The organism is Streptomyces sp. NBC_00285 (genome assembly GCF_036174265.1).
In the GTDB taxonomy this organism is placed as follows: Bacteria; Actinomycetota; Actinomycetes; order Streptomycetales; family Streptomycetaceae; genus Streptomyces.
Genome location: NZ_CP108055.1, coordinates 7,244,478 through 7,260,675 on the forward strand (window position 1 = coordinate 7,244,478; position 16,198 = coordinate 7,260,675).

A 16,198-nucleotide genomic window follows, 5' to 3' on the forward strand; every position below is an offset into this window, starting at 1 on the left:
CCTTCGTTCAGGAGGTGTGGTGGGTGATGTCCCGCAGCGCGTTGTAGAGGGGCGCGTACAGGAGACGGGCGACCGCGGGATCGCCCGGATCGGGGCAGTCGGGCGGCACGGTGGCTTCAGCGAAGTACGGGGCGAGGACGTCCCGCAGGCCGGTCAGCAGCCCGTCCTCCTGCGGGAGCGGGGACGCCGCCGCTCCGGGAGACAGCAGCCTGGCGGTGCGCGGAGCGAAACGGGCATCGACGAAGACCACCCGGGCCGGCACACCACCGCGTACCAGCCGGCCGATGACCTGCCAGATCGTCACCAACTGGTCCCAGGTGAAAGACCGTTTCTCGTGGTCGGACAGTCGCGAGTAGATGTAGCGGCGGGACAGCAGCCTGCGCCACTCGCCGCGCGCCACATGACGGAACGCGAGTCCCGCTTCGTCGAGACTGTCTGCGGCGACCGCCAGCTTGGTGAACGTGCCCTGTTCCAGGCCGGGTTCGTCGCGGGCGAAACGGGTGGCCCAGTCGTTGATCGCGAACACGGCGAGAGCCAGGTCGTCCGGGCGCGGATGCGGCCGGGCCAGGAAGAGGGCCGTGCCGAAGGCCGCGTTGCGCTGGGCATTGAGGATGTTGTGGCCGCGCTCGACCGCCATGAGCGGGGCGATGAGGAGTTCCGCGCTGCGGTCCTCGGCGAAGGAGGCCAGATCACCTCGGCGCAGCGCGGTGGCGCGGTCGGATCCGGAGGACGTCGGCCCCGAGCCGCGTACCGCCTGGTCCAGATCGGCGTCATCGGCGGCCAGCACCCGGACGCGGCCGTGCCAGCGTTCCATGCCGTGCAGCACGTCCGCGACGGTGTTCGCTTCCTTGTAGCTGCCGACCAGCAGGACCGCCCGCCGCCGGCGGTCGTCGGCGATCTTTGCCAGTTCCTGCTCGAGGGGGCTCGGGGCGCCGCCGCGGCCCGGGGATCCGAGCCTGCTCGCCAGTGCCCGCGCCGCGGCCGGCCGGGTCTTCGGCTCAGTGCCCGACAGGCTCATCGGGCGGCCCTCGTCGTCGTAGAGGAAGTGCGTGGTGAATACCGACTTGCTCACGGCCTCCAGCGAGCGTGGAGACGGTTTGAGTACGGCGCCGACCGGCGCGAGTACATGGGCGCGGGTGGACGACCCGGCCCAGCTCGTTCCGGACAGCAGCACCACATGCGGGCCCCGGCGGCCAGCGCCCGGGTCGGCTCCCACCTCGTGCAGCGAGAGAAGAAGTTCACGGCCGACGCCCGCACAGCGGAAGAAGCGCAGGGTGCCGCTGTGCCGTCCGTCGACGTCCCTTTCCCGGTCGTCGGGCAGATATTGGAAACCGAGGACGTTGCCCATCGGGGCCTCCGGGACCAGCGGCGCGTAGTCCAGGGGAGGTCGGCGGGAGAGCTCGTTGCCCGTCGAGTCCAGGTGCAGGGCGGCCTCCACCTGCGGCCACAGGAAGACCAACCGGTCCAGGCGGTGGTTCAGGGCGCTGAGCAGCAGCATGAACTCCAGCCGTCGGGCGGTGAGATCGAGCCAGGTCTCGTCCTTTGCCCGGGAGTCGGCGGGGCCCTCGGCGAGCAGCGGGTGCAGTACGGCGAGGACGCGGGCGCGGGTGTCGGAGGAGGACAGCGTCGTCAGCAGATCCTGGGCCAGCCGCACCAAATCGTCAGTCGTGCTTCCGTAGGGCCCGAGGCCGCCCAGGGGATCGTCGCGGAACGTGTCGAAGAGGTCCGTCAGCTCTGTGCGGCGGGCGTCGGAACCGGGGCCCGACGGCTCCGGCTCCGCAGCGTCGTCCTCGTATGCCTCGTACAGCTCCGCCTCGTCCGCCACCCCGTCGGGGGCTCCCGGGGTGCGCTCCGGGGCGAACCAGTCGCCCAGCAGTTTCTCCTGCAGGGTCCAGGGGCTGAAGTACTCCATGTCGGCCCACTCGCGCAGCTCCTCGTCGGAGATCAGCAGCTTGTACAGCCGGTCGGTGGCGGCGTGCACCACCGTCAGCGAGGCGGACCAGCGCTCGATCTCCTGGTCCGTGAGCGGCAGCCGGCCCTGCCGGGAAAGTTCCTCGATCCGGTGTGTCTGGAGCTGGTCCAGCCAGGACTCGGGGCCGGGCGAGACCAGCGTCGCCGACGGGGCGAAGATCTCGTCCAGCTTCATCTGCACCGAGTCGGCCTCGTCGACGATGATGATGTCGCTGCGCAGACAGGCCAGTTCGAGGTGGCGCAGCCGTTCGTCGCCCAGGTGCCGCGGCACGGATGTCTGCACCAGGCTCGCCGGGTTGGCCACCCAGATCTGCGCGTCGACGAGTTTGCGCGCCGAGCGGTGACGCGGGCAGGCGTACCACAGGGGGCACCCATGGGGAGTGCCCTTGGCCTCTGGCGGGTGCGGCTGGGCGGCTCGCTCGGGTCGGGCCGGACGACCCGGCCGGTACGGCTCGGGCAGGGGAACGGTGTCCGGCTCCTTCTTTGCGGCCCGGCGTTTCTCCGGATACAGCGAGGTGCAGGGCGCGTCCGCGAACCGCAGCGGCTCGGCTGCCTCGGTGCCGCGCAGCGCGTTCACCACGCACACCGTGCTCAGGTCGTCGAAGCCCGGCAGGTCATGGTCGAGGAGGTTGTCCAGGCCCCGGGAGGCCAGTCTGCGGTGCAGCCGTTGCACATGCGTCTCACGCGTGGTCAACCCCAGGACGGGGGTCGCGGCGAGTCCGAGGTCGCGCAGCAGCGCGCTGAGCCGCAGCTGCTCCGCCACATCCCCGACGACGATCGTTGTCCGCAACTTCGGCTCCTGACGGGCGCCCCACACGGCGATCAGTGTCATCAGCGTGGACTTGCCCGCGCCGACCATGCCCGCGAGGTGCAGCAGGCCGTCCAGACGCAGGTCGCCGTCCTCGGAGAAGCCGAGCCGGTCGGCGTCGCGCGGAGCGATGTGGAGTTCGGACAGCCTGTCCTCCCAGTACCCGGGGCTCTCGACGTGCTCCTGCCGCTCGATCCGGTCCATCCAGCGTGCGGTCTCGACGAGGTCCGCCCGCTTCAGAGTGATCGGCTCACCGCGCCCCGGACGCCCGCCTTCCGGGGCGTGTCCCGGCACCGGATCGGGCCGCAGGTGCTCCGGCAGCATGACCGAGGTGGGCCGTCGCCGGTCGACGAAGGTGGCCCGGCCGACGGGTGCGATCGGCAACGCCTTGCGGACCAGCGGGGGAAGAGCGGCGAGCGCGATGTCGTACACAGCGATCCGGTCGGAGGCGACGACCGGTTCGCTGCGCCGCGCGGGGGCGTCGTCCGCCGGGACGTCATAGGCGCGCAGCCGCTCCGGGAGGGCGGCGTAGGTCTCCAGGGCCTGGTGCCAGGTACGACGTCGGCGCAGCGTCCACAGCAGATGGCGGCCGGCGGTGAGCAGTACTTCGTGCTCCCGGGTCACCGCGATGCCGCGTGCCCGTGCGAAGGGATAGCCGCCGAACAGGACGTACGCGCCCCGGGCGGGCTCCTCCGGCGCGAGACGTTCCAGCAGCCGCAGGGCCAGCTCGACCTGGCACAGCAGGCCGGGTTTCACCCCGGACAGTTCGGCGGGCACCTCCCCCCACAACCGTGAGAGCTCTTTGCTGACAGGCTTGTGCCAGCCGTCGCGGTCACGCATCGCGGTCCTCCTGCGCGCGGCCGGTCCCGGTCCGCTTCATACGGGCCCGGGCCCGGGCGACCAGTTCGGTGTCGGTGAGCAGCAGCAGATCCCTGGCCGCCGCGGGGCGGTTGCGCTCGAAGGAGGCGACATAGCCTGGCCGATCGTCGGCCCGGGCCCGGGGTACCACCCAGAACGCCTCGTCGTACCGGGGCTCCGGAGGCACGGGCCGTGCGGCCCGGCCGAGGAAGGCAGGGTGGGCCCAGTCCTTCACATCGACTGCCCACACCCAGCCGTCGGCGAAGGTGATGTGCACGTCGTACGCGTCGTACGCCGGCCACATCCGCACACGCAGTCCGAGAGCCGTTAGCCGCGCCTCCAGCTCCACCTCGGCCCGTCCAGGACCGGTCACGAACTGACGCAGTGGCCGCTCCAGCTGGAGCAGCCCGCCGGCCTCCTCCTTCTGGATTCGGCGTCCCACCGGGGGCGGCCCGAGACGGCGGCAGCGATCGCGCTCGCACCACCAGCCGCCGCCGTGCAGCAACGGGGTCAACAGGGTCAGGCAGCGTCCGCAGACCGCGTAGGTGTCGCCCCGCAGATAGCTGTCGGGAACGGGCTGGTAGATGCGGCGCAGCAGCTCCTTGACCGGGTCGAGGACGTGATCCACCGACACCGCGAACTCTTCCGCGGCGGTGAGCACCGGCCGGGTGACCAGCAGCCGCCGGAACTCGGTGTACGCCTCCTCCTCCCCGTACTCGCGGCACAGCCGCAGCGCGGCCCGGATGATTTCCCGGTCACGCAGGACGAGGGCGCTGTCCCTGGTCTGTTCCGCCCATTCGTGGCACAGCTCGGTCGGCCGTGAGGAGTCCGGGTCCAGCAGCAGGTCGGCGGGGCCCACCGCGTCGGGCGGGAGATCGACCGGCCAGTCGGCCACGGGGCGTTCCCGGCACCACGACAGAAGGTCGGGGAGGCTCGTCGGGGGCTCGGCACGCCGTTCCAGGCAGGCCAGGACGGTCCGGTCCAGGGCGCGCTGGACCTCGGCCGGGTACGGCAGAGTGAAGGAGTCCAGTCCGGTCTCGGCGTCCAGCGCCGTGAGTGCCGAGGCCAGCGTGCGCATCAGCGGGATGCCGTCGTGGGCGGACCAGTCGGCGGCGTGGACGGGCAAGCCGTCCTCGTTCGCGGGCACGGCGTTCACCGGGCCTCCAGGTGGGACCGGCCGACGGCGCAGTGGCCGAGCATCTCGCAGCCCGCGCAATGACCCCCCGGCTTCGGGGCGTACGTCTCGTCGACGGCCCAGGGACCCGCCAGCTCCGCGATGATGCGGCGCGCCTCGGCCTGCGTCTCCGGCTCGCCGGGGTCGATCTCCTCGCAGCCCGAGCTGCCCTCGTACAGCATCTCCAGTTCGATCAGCGACCGGCGCGGATCGCCACCCGGCACGCCCGCCGCCATCAGCAGGACTGCGAAGGGCAGCTGCGGGTAGGTCTCCATCAGCTCCCGCCCCTCCCAGGGGCGCCGGGAGGCCGTCTTCGTCTCGTGCCAGATCCATCCGCCGGAACGGGTGTAGAGGAGGTCGGGGTCGGCGATGAGGAGCACGTCGAGCTCGGGGTCGTACGCGGTCAGGCGCGGCTGCACACGTACGTCCTCATCGGGCCGGAGTCCGTCGAGGGGGCAGTCGAGCAGGTGCTGGGCGAGCATGGCGAGGGCAGGGGGCTGTTCGGCCTCGGAGAGCCCCGGGAGGCTGGCGGGGAGAGTGGCGCCATCGCAACTCCCTTGGCGATGCCGCTCGTTGAGCCAGTCATCGACCGCCCGCCCCCTTCGGACGGGTTCACTCTCGGGCTCGCTGGACCGGAGGTGAAGTACTCGGGTGAGGTGGAACTGGGCGGGACAGCGGGAGTGCACGCGCAGATCGGTGGCGGAGACCGAGCGGCGTTTGCGGGGCAGGCGCGGTCCGGGTACGCCGATCAGACCGTTCACGCGGGGCGGTTGTTCACAACCCGTCAGTCCTTCGCACCGCTCGCACCCGGAGCCGGGGTTGAGCCGGTCGTCCTCGGCCACGCGGGCCAGTACGGGCTTGGCATGCAGGGTGAACTCATGGACCGTCCGGCCGGCGTCCCAGTCTGCGAGGACGATGTGCCGACCGTCCCCGCAGCCGATGCCGATGACCCTGACCTGCCGTGGAGGAACGGTGCTGCCCGCCACGGGGCGGTGGATGTCGCCGAAGGCGGCCCGCGTGGGAACCCCGGTGGCGGTGACGGCGGCTGCTTCGGCGATCTCCCCGAGCGGGCGGTCCTCCTTGACCGTGTTCACGGAGAGGAGCCACAGCTCGCGCTCCGAGCCGTCCGAGGATGAGTACCGCCGCCCCCAGGCAGTGCGTTCGTACCGCGTCGCCCCTCGCTCGTCCGGCGCATCGCCCGGCGACTGGGCGATCGCGGTCCACTGCGCGTGCACGGCGGTCGTCGCGGGGCGCCCGAGCTCGCGACGGTCAGTTTCGGACGCCTCGCGCGCGGCCAGGTAGTTGCTTACCGCCATCTCGGCCCAACTGGCGTGACCCGGATGGCATTTCGTGCTGCGATGGAGCCGCCGCAGCGCGGCCTGCGGATCCATTCCCTCGTACTCGATGAGGTCCAGGGTGCGCATCACCGGCCCGAGCGCGAAGTCCTCAAGGGGCTTTCCGCGCGGTCGTTCCGGTGCCTGCACCACGAGCGGCCTGGCCCGCAGGGCGTTTCCCCGGGGGCAGTCCTGCGGATCCTCGCGGAGCAGAGGCAGCGAAGTCCGGATGAGCCGGGTGTCGCCGACTGTGCCGGGCGGAGGCTGATAAAGCGTCACGCTGTCTCCCTCGCGGCGGAGTTGGAGAAGGGAACCCATGACCTCAGGGAAGCGCATGTTTGTGAACTAAGTCAAGCGATGCCTCTCGCTTGTCTTGTGAACCGCTATCCTGTGCCTGGGATGGTGCTGCGGTGAACCGGAGGTACGGGTGGAAACCGGGGAAGTCCTCGACGGACGCTTCCGGATCGAGGAAGCGCTCGATCAGGGCGGCATGGGAAGCATCTGGACAGCGACGGAGACCGCCACCGGACGGCTGGTCGCGGTCAAGGCGCTGCGCCTCGACGCCTACACCCAGGGCCGGTTCAGCCCGGCCGAACGGACCCGACGCCGGGTGGAATTGATGAAGCGGTTCGAGCGCGAGGGGGTGATCCTCGAGGAACTGGATCATCCCGCCATCCCGCGCCTGCTGCACCGCGGCTACCACCACGAGGAGCCGTACCTCGTCATGGAGTACGTCGACGGGGTCAACCTGCGTGAACTCCTCGACCTGCGCCGTCCGTTCCCCTTCGGCGCGGCCGTCGCGATCGCCGTCCAGATCGCCGAGGCCCTCGGCCACGCCCATACGAACGGCGTGGTGCACCGGGACCTCAAGCCCGGCAACGTGGTGATCGCCGCGGTGGACGGGGCGGTGAAGCTGCTCGACTTCGGCATCGCCCACCTGGCCGACCCCGACGCCACGCGCTACACCGCGCTGGGCGCCACTCCGGGCAGCGCCGGTTACATGGCGCCGGAGCAGCTCCGCGGCCAGCAGGACATCTCCGCCGCGGTGGACCTCTACGCGCTCGGCTCCGTGCTGTTCGAGCTGTTCACCGGCGAGAAGCCGTTCGAGGACAAGCCGGATCGGAACAAGGACACGCAGCACCTCGAAGACCTTCCTCCCCGGGTCCGCGGCATCAACATCGGGATATCGGAGGACCTCGACGAGCTCGTTTGGGACCTGCTGGGGAAGACGCCCGCCGACCGCCCGGCCGGCATCGGCGAAGCCCTCGCCGTGCTGCGCGCACACCTTCCCGCGCCCGGCGACCCCGGCCCCGACCCCGAGCTGCACCCCGATCCCACGGCCCGTTACCGGCTGCGCGGGGGACCGATCGCCGAGGACGCCGACCGAGTGCGCACGAGAAGTTCCCTGCGTGGCCGGAGCCGCCGCGCTTCTTGGCTGGGGCGGGGCGAGTTCGCCGACCGGATCGCCCTCGCCAGGGCCGAACTCGACTCCACAGGACCCGCTGCCGAGTGCGCGCAGCTCGCATCGGCGCTCGCTCGCGCCGTGTCCGCGTGGGGCCCCAGGGAACCCGCCGTTGTGGACGCGCAGTTGGTGTGCGCGGACGCGGCGCGCCTCGACGGCGACACAGAGTGGGCGAGGAGGCTGTACGGGGAGGTGGCGGTGGCGCTCGGAGACAGTGCGGATCCTCGCCTCGCATCACTGGTGCTGGAGGCCCGGATCGGCCTCGCGGAATGCAAGGTGCCCGAGGGCGATCTTCGGGGCGCACTCGGTGACTGGCACGAGGCGGCCACGGAGACGCTGCGGCTCGCCTCTCCGCCTGCCCGCCTGGTCGCCCGTTGCCGTGAGGTAGCCCTCGAACTGGGCGAGCGGGGCTTCGGGCCCGAGGTCTCCTCCCTCGACGGCGGTCTGGCCGCGCTGTAGGGGTGCCGGCAGCAACCAGCGGCCGACCGGGCACTTGGATCAGACGCGCGGCAACTGGCCGTGGGACAGAAGATCACCGAGTGACCGGACGAGTTCGCCCCCCACCCGGCGGAGCCCCTGGAGCTCTCTTTCGAACGTCGTGATCCTGCGATAGATCTCGCCGTACCGCTGTTGCTCCTCCAGGGAGAACCGGGGCACCCGCAGCCGCCGTACATCGACACGGGACGTCGTGGACGCGTGCGTGCCCGCCCGGCGGGCATTGTCGGGAGCCCGTAGGCAGCCTGCCAGGAACCAGGGATCGAGGACCGAGGGGTCCACGCGCAGCGCACAGAGCTGCGGCCCGAGAACCGACGGTGCCTCGGTGTCCACATGGACGTCGAAATCGCGGGCCAGCATGGACACGACGACATCCTGTGAAGCCGTGACGGTCAGCGCGCCACTCTTCTCCCCATCCGTCACCGCCCGTGCCGGAAGCCACAGCTCCGGGCCCCCGGGCAGGCGGAGACCGGTCAGCACCCGCGCGCCGTCCGCCGGGCGCGCACCCCGCTCCACCTCGGCTTCGGGCAGCGCCTGCCCGCCCCGGATCTCCAGCGCTCCGGCGCGCTCCAGGTCGGCGACTGTGATGAGCGGGGCGACGTCACCGGCCTCGACCGGCTCAAGTGCCGACAGAACACCAGCCGCATCGCGGAGCTCGCTCGCATGGGCGTCGAACCGGGCCCACGACCGCCGCAGTCCGATCAGGTCTGCGGCACGGCCGCGCGGAATGTGCCGGGCCGGAGTGAGGTCCACCTCTTCGTCCAGCAGGTCGATGACCGGAACCGTCACATTTCCGGGTCCGCCCGCCCCCTGAAGGGCCTTCACCACCTGCTCCGTGATCTGGACCCAGTCGACGCCCCCGGCACCCATGGCGCGAGGACCGTTCTGCCGGGCCGCGGTGTCCACCAAGGTGATCTCGGCCGGGGATGTCCCCGGCTCCTCACCGGTGCCGCCTGCCCGCAGGACCCACACATGAAGGCCGACCCCGTGCGGAGGCGCGGCGCCGGGCGGCAGGGCGATCACGGTACGCAGTACACCTGCACGCAGCAGACCCGCCCGGATACGCCGGCCGGCCCGCCGCGCAGCGACCGCGGGCGGCAGCACCATCACCCCGACACCTCCCGGTGCCAGAGCGGCGGCGATGTGCTGGACCCAGGCGAGCTCCGACTCCGTGCGGGGCGGCTGACCGAAGGCCCAGCGGGTGTCCGTCGCGAGCTCTGCATGCCCCCAGTCACGCTCGTTCGCGGGCGGGTTGCACAGGACCACATCGGCCCGTACATCCGCATGGGCATCGGCGCGCAGGGTGTCCGCGGCCGTGACTGTGATCTCCGGTGGAGCTGCCCCTGTGCAGCTGGCGACGGCCAGCTGTGCGCGCGTCAAGGACACGAGCACCGGGTCCTTGTCCTGCCCTCGCAGCTCGGCCAGTCCTGAGCCGCCTTCTGAGTCGCCCCATCGCCGTCCCGCCGACAGAAGCAGGGTCCCGGTGCCGCACGCGGGGTCGAGAACCGTGCGGACCGCGCCGGCGTGGACGACCGCAGCGATGTCCGTCACGAGTTCGGCGAGGGGCCCCGGAGTGACCGCGATCTGCCGTACGTGGGTGCGCAGCCACCGCTCCAGGAGGAACCCGAAGGTCTCCGCCGGGCCCTTCGTCCCGGCCAGCTCCAGCGTCCGTTCCAGAAGGCCGGACTGCCGCTCGTCGAGCACCCCCGCTGCGGCCGGAAGACCGTCGTCCGGCTTCCCGGGTTCCCCGCAGAGCCGCAGGCCGACCTGCGCGACGAGGAAACCCATCGCATCCCGGTCCCCCAGGGCCTCGTACTCCGGCCAGAGCCGCTCCAGAGGCTCCACAGCCGTCTTGATCTTGCCTTCCCTGTGCAGCCACGCCTCGATCTCGGCGAGCGAGAACACAGGGCTCGCGTCGGTGCCACCGATCGGTGCGGGGAAGGTCTCGTGACGTCGCCGCCAGTTGCTGACGGCGGCACGTCCCACGCCCGCGATCCGCGCGACCTCTGCGAGGGGCACGGAAACCGTGGGGGATTCTGCGGGCTCGGGCATCGGACTCTCCGGGGTGGTACAGACCTGTTGTGCGTGAGGGTGCGGCGGCCTACGGTACCGGGCATGCAGCGCACACGGGCATGTGTCTCTTGACTCAGTTTATGAACGCATCGTCCAGAGTCGAGAACTTCCGGTTACTCCCATGCGCACCCCTGATCGTGGAAAATGGGCAGCCGGTCGGGGACACCCAGGGGGAGAGGCGCACGTGCACGCTCAGGAGACCACGTTCAAAGAGCTCGTCCAGGGCGAGAAGCAGTACCAGGTGCCGCTCTACCAGCGCACCTACAGCTGGCAGCGTGAGCAGCTGCAGCAACTCTGGGACGACGTGCAGGAGTTGGTCGAGGAGCAGTTGGAAGAGCGGGCCCCCGCAGCGCACTTCCTCGGCTCCGTCGTGCTGGCACCGGGCCGGATCACCGCGGGCGGCATGCAGCGCTGGCTCGTCGTCGACGGCCAGCAGCGGCTCACCACCCTCATGCTCGCCTTCACTGCGCTGCGCGACCGCCACCGGGAACGTGGCGGCGCGGAACAGAAGGCCGACCGCATCCAGGACCTCGTGCTCGTCAACAAGTACCGAAGCGGAGACGACCACTACCGGCTCCTGCCGACACAGGCGGACCGGGACGCCTTCACCGCCTGTGTCGAGAACTCACCCAAGGCGGGCGGCCCGGGCAACGTGGGCGCCGCCTACCGGTTCTTCCTCGCCGCGCTGACCGAGGGTGAGGAGAGCGGCGGTGAGGCGTGGACGGACGCGGTGGAGACCGTACTGAGCGGTCTGCTGTCGATCGTCGAGATCACCGCCGCTGAGGGCGACAACGTCTACCGGATCTTCGAGTCGATCAACAACACCGGTGTCGGACTCAGCCAGAGCGACCTGCTGCGCAACTACCTCTTCATGTGTCTGCCGACCCGCGGCGAGTCGGTCTACCGCAACCGCTGGCTGCCCATGCAGGAACTGCTCGGCCCGGCCAGCCTCGAACTCCTGGTCTGGCTCGACCTGGTCGTGGCCGGCAACAGCCGGGCCAAACAGAGCGAGATCTACCGCGACCAGAAGAAGCGCCTGGAACCCCTGAGCACGGACGAAGCGGCACTCGAAGCCGAGATCGAGTCCCTCTCCCGGCGGGCCGAACGCCTGATGCGGATTCTGGAGCCCGAACGGGAACCTGATCCGGAGTTGCGCGAGGTGCTGGAAAGGCTGTCCCGCTGGGGCGGCCAGACCCACTACCCGCTGGCGCTTCAGCTGCTCGACCGGGTGGACGGTGGACAGGCCACACCCCATCAGGCCGCCCGCGCACTGGCGTACGCCGAGAGCTACATGGTGCGACGTCTCTTCGCGGGCTACTCCACCACGGGCAGCAACCGAGTCTTCATGGAGATGCCCAAGGAACTGGAGAAGGACGAGGACCCGGCGGAGGCCGTACGCCGCATCCTGTCGAAGAACAAGGCGGGCGCGCGCGTCTGGCCCGACGACGACGCCGTCCGCGAAGCGATCCGCACCCGGCCCTTCTACAAGGCGGGCCGCGGCAATCAGCGGTTCCAGGTACTGCGGAGGCTGGAGGAGAGCTACGGGGGGAGCGAGCCGGTCGACTACGCCAAGGCACGTCTCACCGTCGAGCACGTACTGCCGCAGAACCCCGCCCAGCAGTGGTTCGATCTGCTCGCCGAAGAGGCCGAGGACGGACAGGGCCCGGACGAGCTCCATGCCGTGCTCGTCCACACACTGGGCAATCTGACCCTCTCCGCGGACAACGCGAAGCTCTCGAACCATCCGTTCCGCCGCAAGCAGGAGATCCTGGACTCCAGCGCCCTGCGCATGAACCAGGAGATCGCCGGGCGGGAGCGGTGGGGGATGGCGGAGATCCTCGACCGCGCCGCCGGCCTGGCCGACCGGGCGGTGCGGCTGTGGCCCGGGCCCGTCGCCGGAACAGTCCCCGAGGACGACGAGTGGTCCGGCTGGAAGGAGCTGCGGGCCGCGCTCCTTGCCATGCCGGCCGGTACGTGGACGACGTACGGTGATGTCGCGGCGCTCATCGGCACCCATGCCGTCCCGGTCGGCCAGCACCTGGCGTCCAGGCCCGGCCTGCACGGCGCCTACCGGGTGCTGACGGCGGACGGCCGTGTCGCGGCGGGCTTCCGCGGGCCCGACGGCCAGGAGTCCGGGGATGCGCGAACTCGCCTGGAGGCAGAGGGCGTTCCCTTCGACGACGCCGACCGGGCCCGCCGCTCCCACCGGCTGACGACGGCCGATCTCTCGGCCCTGTTGGACATGGACATCTCCGAGGAGGCCGTGCCGTCCCCGGGGACCGAAGACGAGCAGCAGTCGGCGGCCGACCGGTTCGAAACGCAACTGCGTGACAACCAGACCAAGGAAACCGCCGAAGGTGTTCTGAGCGCGCTCCGCTTCTGGGAACAGCAGGGCGGCCACCTCGCCTACGGCCGGGCGAGCGAGACCAGCTGCTTCCCCATGGCACGGTTCGGAGGCACGCTCGACACCCGCGCGCTGTGGCCACTGGCGATCTACCCGGTCTCCGGGACGGTCGAAGTCGTCTTCCAGTATCTGAAGCGGCGCCCCCCGTTCGACGACGAGCCGCTGCGGCGCGAGTTGATGACCCGGCTGAACGGGATCGCGGGCATCGACCTGGCCGAGGCCAAGCTCGACCTGCGCCCGTCCTTCCCCGTGGAGGTCTTCGCCGGGCACAGCCAGGAGATCTGCGTGGTGCTGGAGTGGTTCGCGCACACGGCCGCCCTCGCGGAGGCCCGCCGCATGCTTGACGATGACCCCGGCACTCTCTGACACTCCGCATCCGTCGCGTGCGTGAGGCTCAGGGGACTTTCTCGGGGCCTCACGCAGGTCGGACTCGCTCGCGGCGCTACGGACGCGGGCCGGTGACCGGGGCCAGGAACGGACTCGGCTCGCCGTGCCAGGACACCCGCAGCGCCTCCCGCGCCCGCGTGCACGCTACGAACAGCAGGCTCAACTCGCTGTTCAGGTCCTCCTGGTGCTGCTGCGCGTCGACCTCCACCGGAGTGACCGCGGCCTTCATCGGCACCGTGCCGTCGTTCACCCCGGCCACCGCCACACAGCGGAACTCCAGCCCCTTCATCCGGTGCATGGTTCCGATCCGCACCCCTGGGCCGCCGCGACCGGCGCCCAGCACGCGCGCCGCGATCCCGGCCCGTTCCAGGGCCCCCGCGATGTCCTTGCCGAACTGGACGAACCGCACCGCAATACCGATGTGTTCCGCCTCCACCCCCGAGGCGATCCACTTCTCCACCCGGGACACGAGTGCCGCGGTCTCCTCGGTCTTGGCCGCGTGCGCAGACGTCTCGGGCCGTTCGCCGTGCATCGTGGAGCGGTAACCGGCCAGTGATTCCTTCGCCCCGTCCATGTCGTCCGGCTCCTCACCCGTCAGCAGCGAGGCGGACCAGGCGAGGATCTCCTGCGTGGTGCGGTAGTTGACCCGCAGCCGGTGCGAACGCCCCACCACCTGGATGCCGAGCGAGCGCAGCGAGACCCGGTTGCCGTAGATGCGCTGATAGGTGTCCCCGGCGAGGAAAAGGTCGTCGGAGCCGGGTGGGACCAGAGACCGGAGCAAGCGCCACTGCGCCGGGTGCAGGTCCTGCGCCTCGTCGACCACCACATGCCGGAACGGCCGCTCCTCGCGCCCGTCCATGACCCGCGCCGCCTCCGCACACACTTGAAGGAACGTCCACTCGCCTGCCTGCCGCAGTTGCTCCTCGAACGCGGAGACCGCCCGCCACACCTGGAGCCTCTTCAGCGGCCCCAGCGCACTGCCCCGGCCGGTCCGCGGCGCCTTCAGGTATTCCTCCGGCGTGGTGAGGGCCTGGGCGAGGACGACGTGCCGCCACTCCTGGTCCAGGAACACATCCGTGAAGTCGGCCTCCACCCTGCGAGCGATCCGCGCCCATCGGGCCGTGATTTCCTTCTGGTCGAAGACCAGCTTCAGCGGCGCGCCACCACGCTCCGCCCGCACCGTCTCGTTGGCCAGAGCGTCGACGTTCACCACCCGGATCTTCGCGCGCACCGCCGGGTCCGTGACCAGCAGTGCCAGGCAGCGCTCCAGCTCCGCGGCGAGGTCCTTGGTGTACGTGGTGAGCAGCACGCAACCGTCGGGCGCGTCGGCGGGCAGCCGCCGCGCCAGGTGGAACGCCCGGTGCAGGGCGACCACGGTCTTGCCGGTGCCCGGCCCGCCCGTGACGCGAGCGGGCCCGGCATAGCTCTCCTGGTACGCGACCCGGTACTGGCTCGGGTGCAGGAAGACCCGCCAGGCGTCGAAGGGCCGGTCCAGGATCTCCTGCAGCTCCTCGGTCCCGGAGACCAGGGCGACCCGGCCGCGCGAACGGGCCATGGCGGCGGCGAGCTCGTCCCCCTCGGAGGAGTCTGCCGACCGCGGTGCGGCCCGGGCGTACGCCTGTACGATCTCCCGGTCGATCTCGGCCGGTTCCATCCCGGTGGCGAGCCCGAGGAGCACGTCGTACTGCTGCTCGGGCAGCACCTTGTGCAGGGCCTCCAGGTGCGTTTCGTCCGGCACCAGCCGGATGATCGGCAGGATCTCCTCGTCCACTCCCAGGCTGCGCAGCACCTTGTCCGGGTACTCCGAGGCCGGGAAGAGGCGGGAGGGCTCCTCGGCCGCCCGCGCCCGGAGCCCGGCCGTGGCCCGCTCCAGGCCGACGTCGTTGCGGATCTCGATGCCCTGCGTCGCCCCGTTCACCGAGGCCCGGTGCTTGGCGGCCCAGTCGTTGGCCTTGTCGTGGGGGAGCACCTTGAGTAGCAGATAACTGTCGCCCGACTCCGCCTTGAGGACGACGCCTCGCCAGAAGTCGTTGATGCGGATGGTCCGCAGCCGCGGATCCTTCTGGTGGGTGAGCTTCTCCAGGTGCAGCCCGGCGTGCGTGGCCGCCGCGAACTTCTCGAACACCTCGAAGACGCGTTTCTGGACGGGCTTCTCCAGTGCCGCGAACTCCATCAGGAAGTCCCGGTGCATACCCAGCGTCGCCATCCCTGCCCCCTCCGACGCGTCCCCTCCAGGAACTACGATCACTCTACTGACCGTCACCGGCCGGGGGAGAGATCGTGCACGACATCCGGCCGGGAGTTGTGCTCGGCGACCGCTACAAACTGCAACAGCCGCTCGGCCGGGGCAGTATGGGGCAGGTCTGGCGCGGACGCGACCTGCATCTGGGGCGTCCGGTCGCGGTCAAGACGGTCGCCGCGGAACTCCTCTCGGAGGCCGAGGACCGCGAACGGGTGCGGCGGCGCTTCGTACGGGAGGCGAAGGCCGCGGCGACGCTCGACAGCGCCAACATCGCCGCTGTCTACGACGCATCCGTCACCGGCGACACGCATTGGCTCGTGATGCAGCTCGTCGACGGGGCGACGCTCGGCACGGTCCTCGACGAGCGGGAACGACTCGACGTGGCCTCCGCCGCGGCCGTCGCCGCCCAGATCTGCTCCGGCCTCGCCGCCGCCCACGCCGCCGGTCTCGTCCACCGCGACCTGAAGCCCGAGAACGTGATGGTCCGCCGCGACGGCGTGGTGAAGATCCTTGACTTCGGCCTGGTGAAACTGATGGCGGACGACGGTCCGAGGCTGACCGCCACCGGCGAGCAGCCCGGCAACCTCCTCTACGCATCGCCCGAGCTGCTGTCCGGGGTCCCGGACCTCGACGGACGCAGTGACCTGTACAGCGTCGGCTGCCTGCTGCACCACATGCTCGCTGGAGCCCCGCCCTTCCCCCGCGACCGCCCGATGGCCGTCCTGCGCGGGCACCTGCACGACACACCGCCCCGCCTCGCCGAAGCAGGCGCGCCGGTACCGGACGCTCTCCAGGACTTGGTCCTCGCCCTGCTGGCCAAGGACCGTGAGAACCGGCCTGCCTCGGCCGCCGAGGTGTACGGCGCGCTCGGGCCGTGGCTGCCCGCCGCGCGGCCGGGACCCGGCACCCTGCGCGGCTTCGGCCCCGAGGATCCGCGCCGTCCGTTCGTGCTCCCGCAGGGCCCGTACCCGGTGTGACGGCCCGGTCACC

8 protein-coding genes are annotated in these 16,198 nt (G+C 71.0%); 3 read left to right on the forward strand and 5 right to left on the reverse strand.

The genetic code is table 11. From position 1 onward, the window contains the following. Positions 1 to 7: 7 nt before the first annotated feature. From OHT57_RS33645 to OHT57_RS33655, 3 genes are read right to left on the reverse strand one after another with little or no spacing between them, the layout of a single operon-like run. Positions 8 to 3,619 (reverse strand): hypothetical protein, encoded by a 3,612-nt coding sequence (locus OHT57_RS33645; RefSeq protein WP_328750484.1) that lies wholly within the window; start codon positions 3,617 to 3,619, stop codon positions 8 to 10. Next, complete coding sequence (locus OHT57_RS33650; protein ID WP_328750485.1) at positions 3,612 to 4,793, reverse strand: restriction endonuclease-related protein; 1,182 nt, start codon at positions 4,791 to 4,793, stop codon at positions 3,612 to 3,614. The genes OHT57_RS33645 and OHT57_RS33650 overlap by 8 nt, the downstream gene beginning before the upstream one ends. Next, the gene (locus OHT57_RS33655) at positions 4,790 to 6,424 is read right to left on the reverse strand and encodes a PD-(D/E)XK nuclease family protein (RefSeq protein ID WP_328750486.1); all 1,635 of its coding nucleotides are present in this window, start codon (positions 6,422 to 6,424) and stop codon (positions 4,790 to 4,792) included. The genes OHT57_RS33650 and OHT57_RS33655 overlap by 4 nt, the downstream gene beginning before the upstream one ends. A gap of 148 nt (positions 6,425 to 6,572) precedes the next feature. Here OHT57_RS33655 and OHT57_RS33660 point away from each other — a divergent pair, with 148 nt between their 5' ends. Further along, the gene (locus OHT57_RS33660) at positions 6,573 to 8,066 is read left to right on the forward strand and encodes a serine/threonine-protein kinase (protein ID WP_328750487.1); all 1,494 of its coding nucleotides are present in this window, start codon (positions 6,573 to 6,575) and stop codon (positions 8,064 to 8,066) included. 39 nt (positions 8,067 to 8,105) lie between these two features. On the opposite strand, the gene OHT57_RS33665 is transcribed toward OHT57_RS33660, so the two are convergent. Then, positions 8,106 to 10,154 (reverse strand): N-6 DNA methylase, encoded by a 2,049-nt coding sequence (locus tag OHT57_RS33665; RefSeq protein WP_328750488.1) that lies wholly within the window; start codon positions 10,152 to 10,154, stop codon positions 8,106 to 8,108. A gap of 205 nt (positions 10,155 to 10,359) precedes the next feature. On the opposite strand from OHT57_RS33665, the gene OHT57_RS33670 reads away from it, so the two are divergent. Beyond that, on the forward strand, positions 10,360 to 12,945 hold the full coding sequence (locus OHT57_RS33670) for a GmrSD restriction endonuclease domain-containing protein (protein ID WP_328750489.1): 2,586 nt from the start codon (positions 10,360 to 10,362) through the stop codon (positions 12,943 to 12,945). Between the two features lie 76 nt (positions 12,946 to 13,021). On the opposite strand, the gene OHT57_RS33675 is transcribed toward OHT57_RS33670, so the two are convergent. Continuing rightward, positions 13,022 to 15,172 (reverse strand): UvrD-helicase domain-containing protein, encoded by a 2,151-nt coding sequence (locus tag OHT57_RS33675; RefSeq protein WP_328750490.1) that lies wholly within the window; start codon positions 15,170 to 15,172, stop codon positions 13,022 to 13,024. A gap of 74 nt (positions 15,173 to 15,246) precedes the next feature. Here OHT57_RS33675 and OHT57_RS33680 point away from each other — a divergent pair, with 74 nt between their 5' ends. Next, on the forward strand, positions 15,247 to 16,185 hold the full coding sequence (locus tag OHT57_RS33680; protein WP_328750491.1) for a serine/threonine-protein kinase: 939 nt from the start codon (positions 15,247 to 15,249) through the stop codon (positions 16,183 to 16,185). Positions 16,186 to 16,198 lie beyond the last annotated feature (13 nt).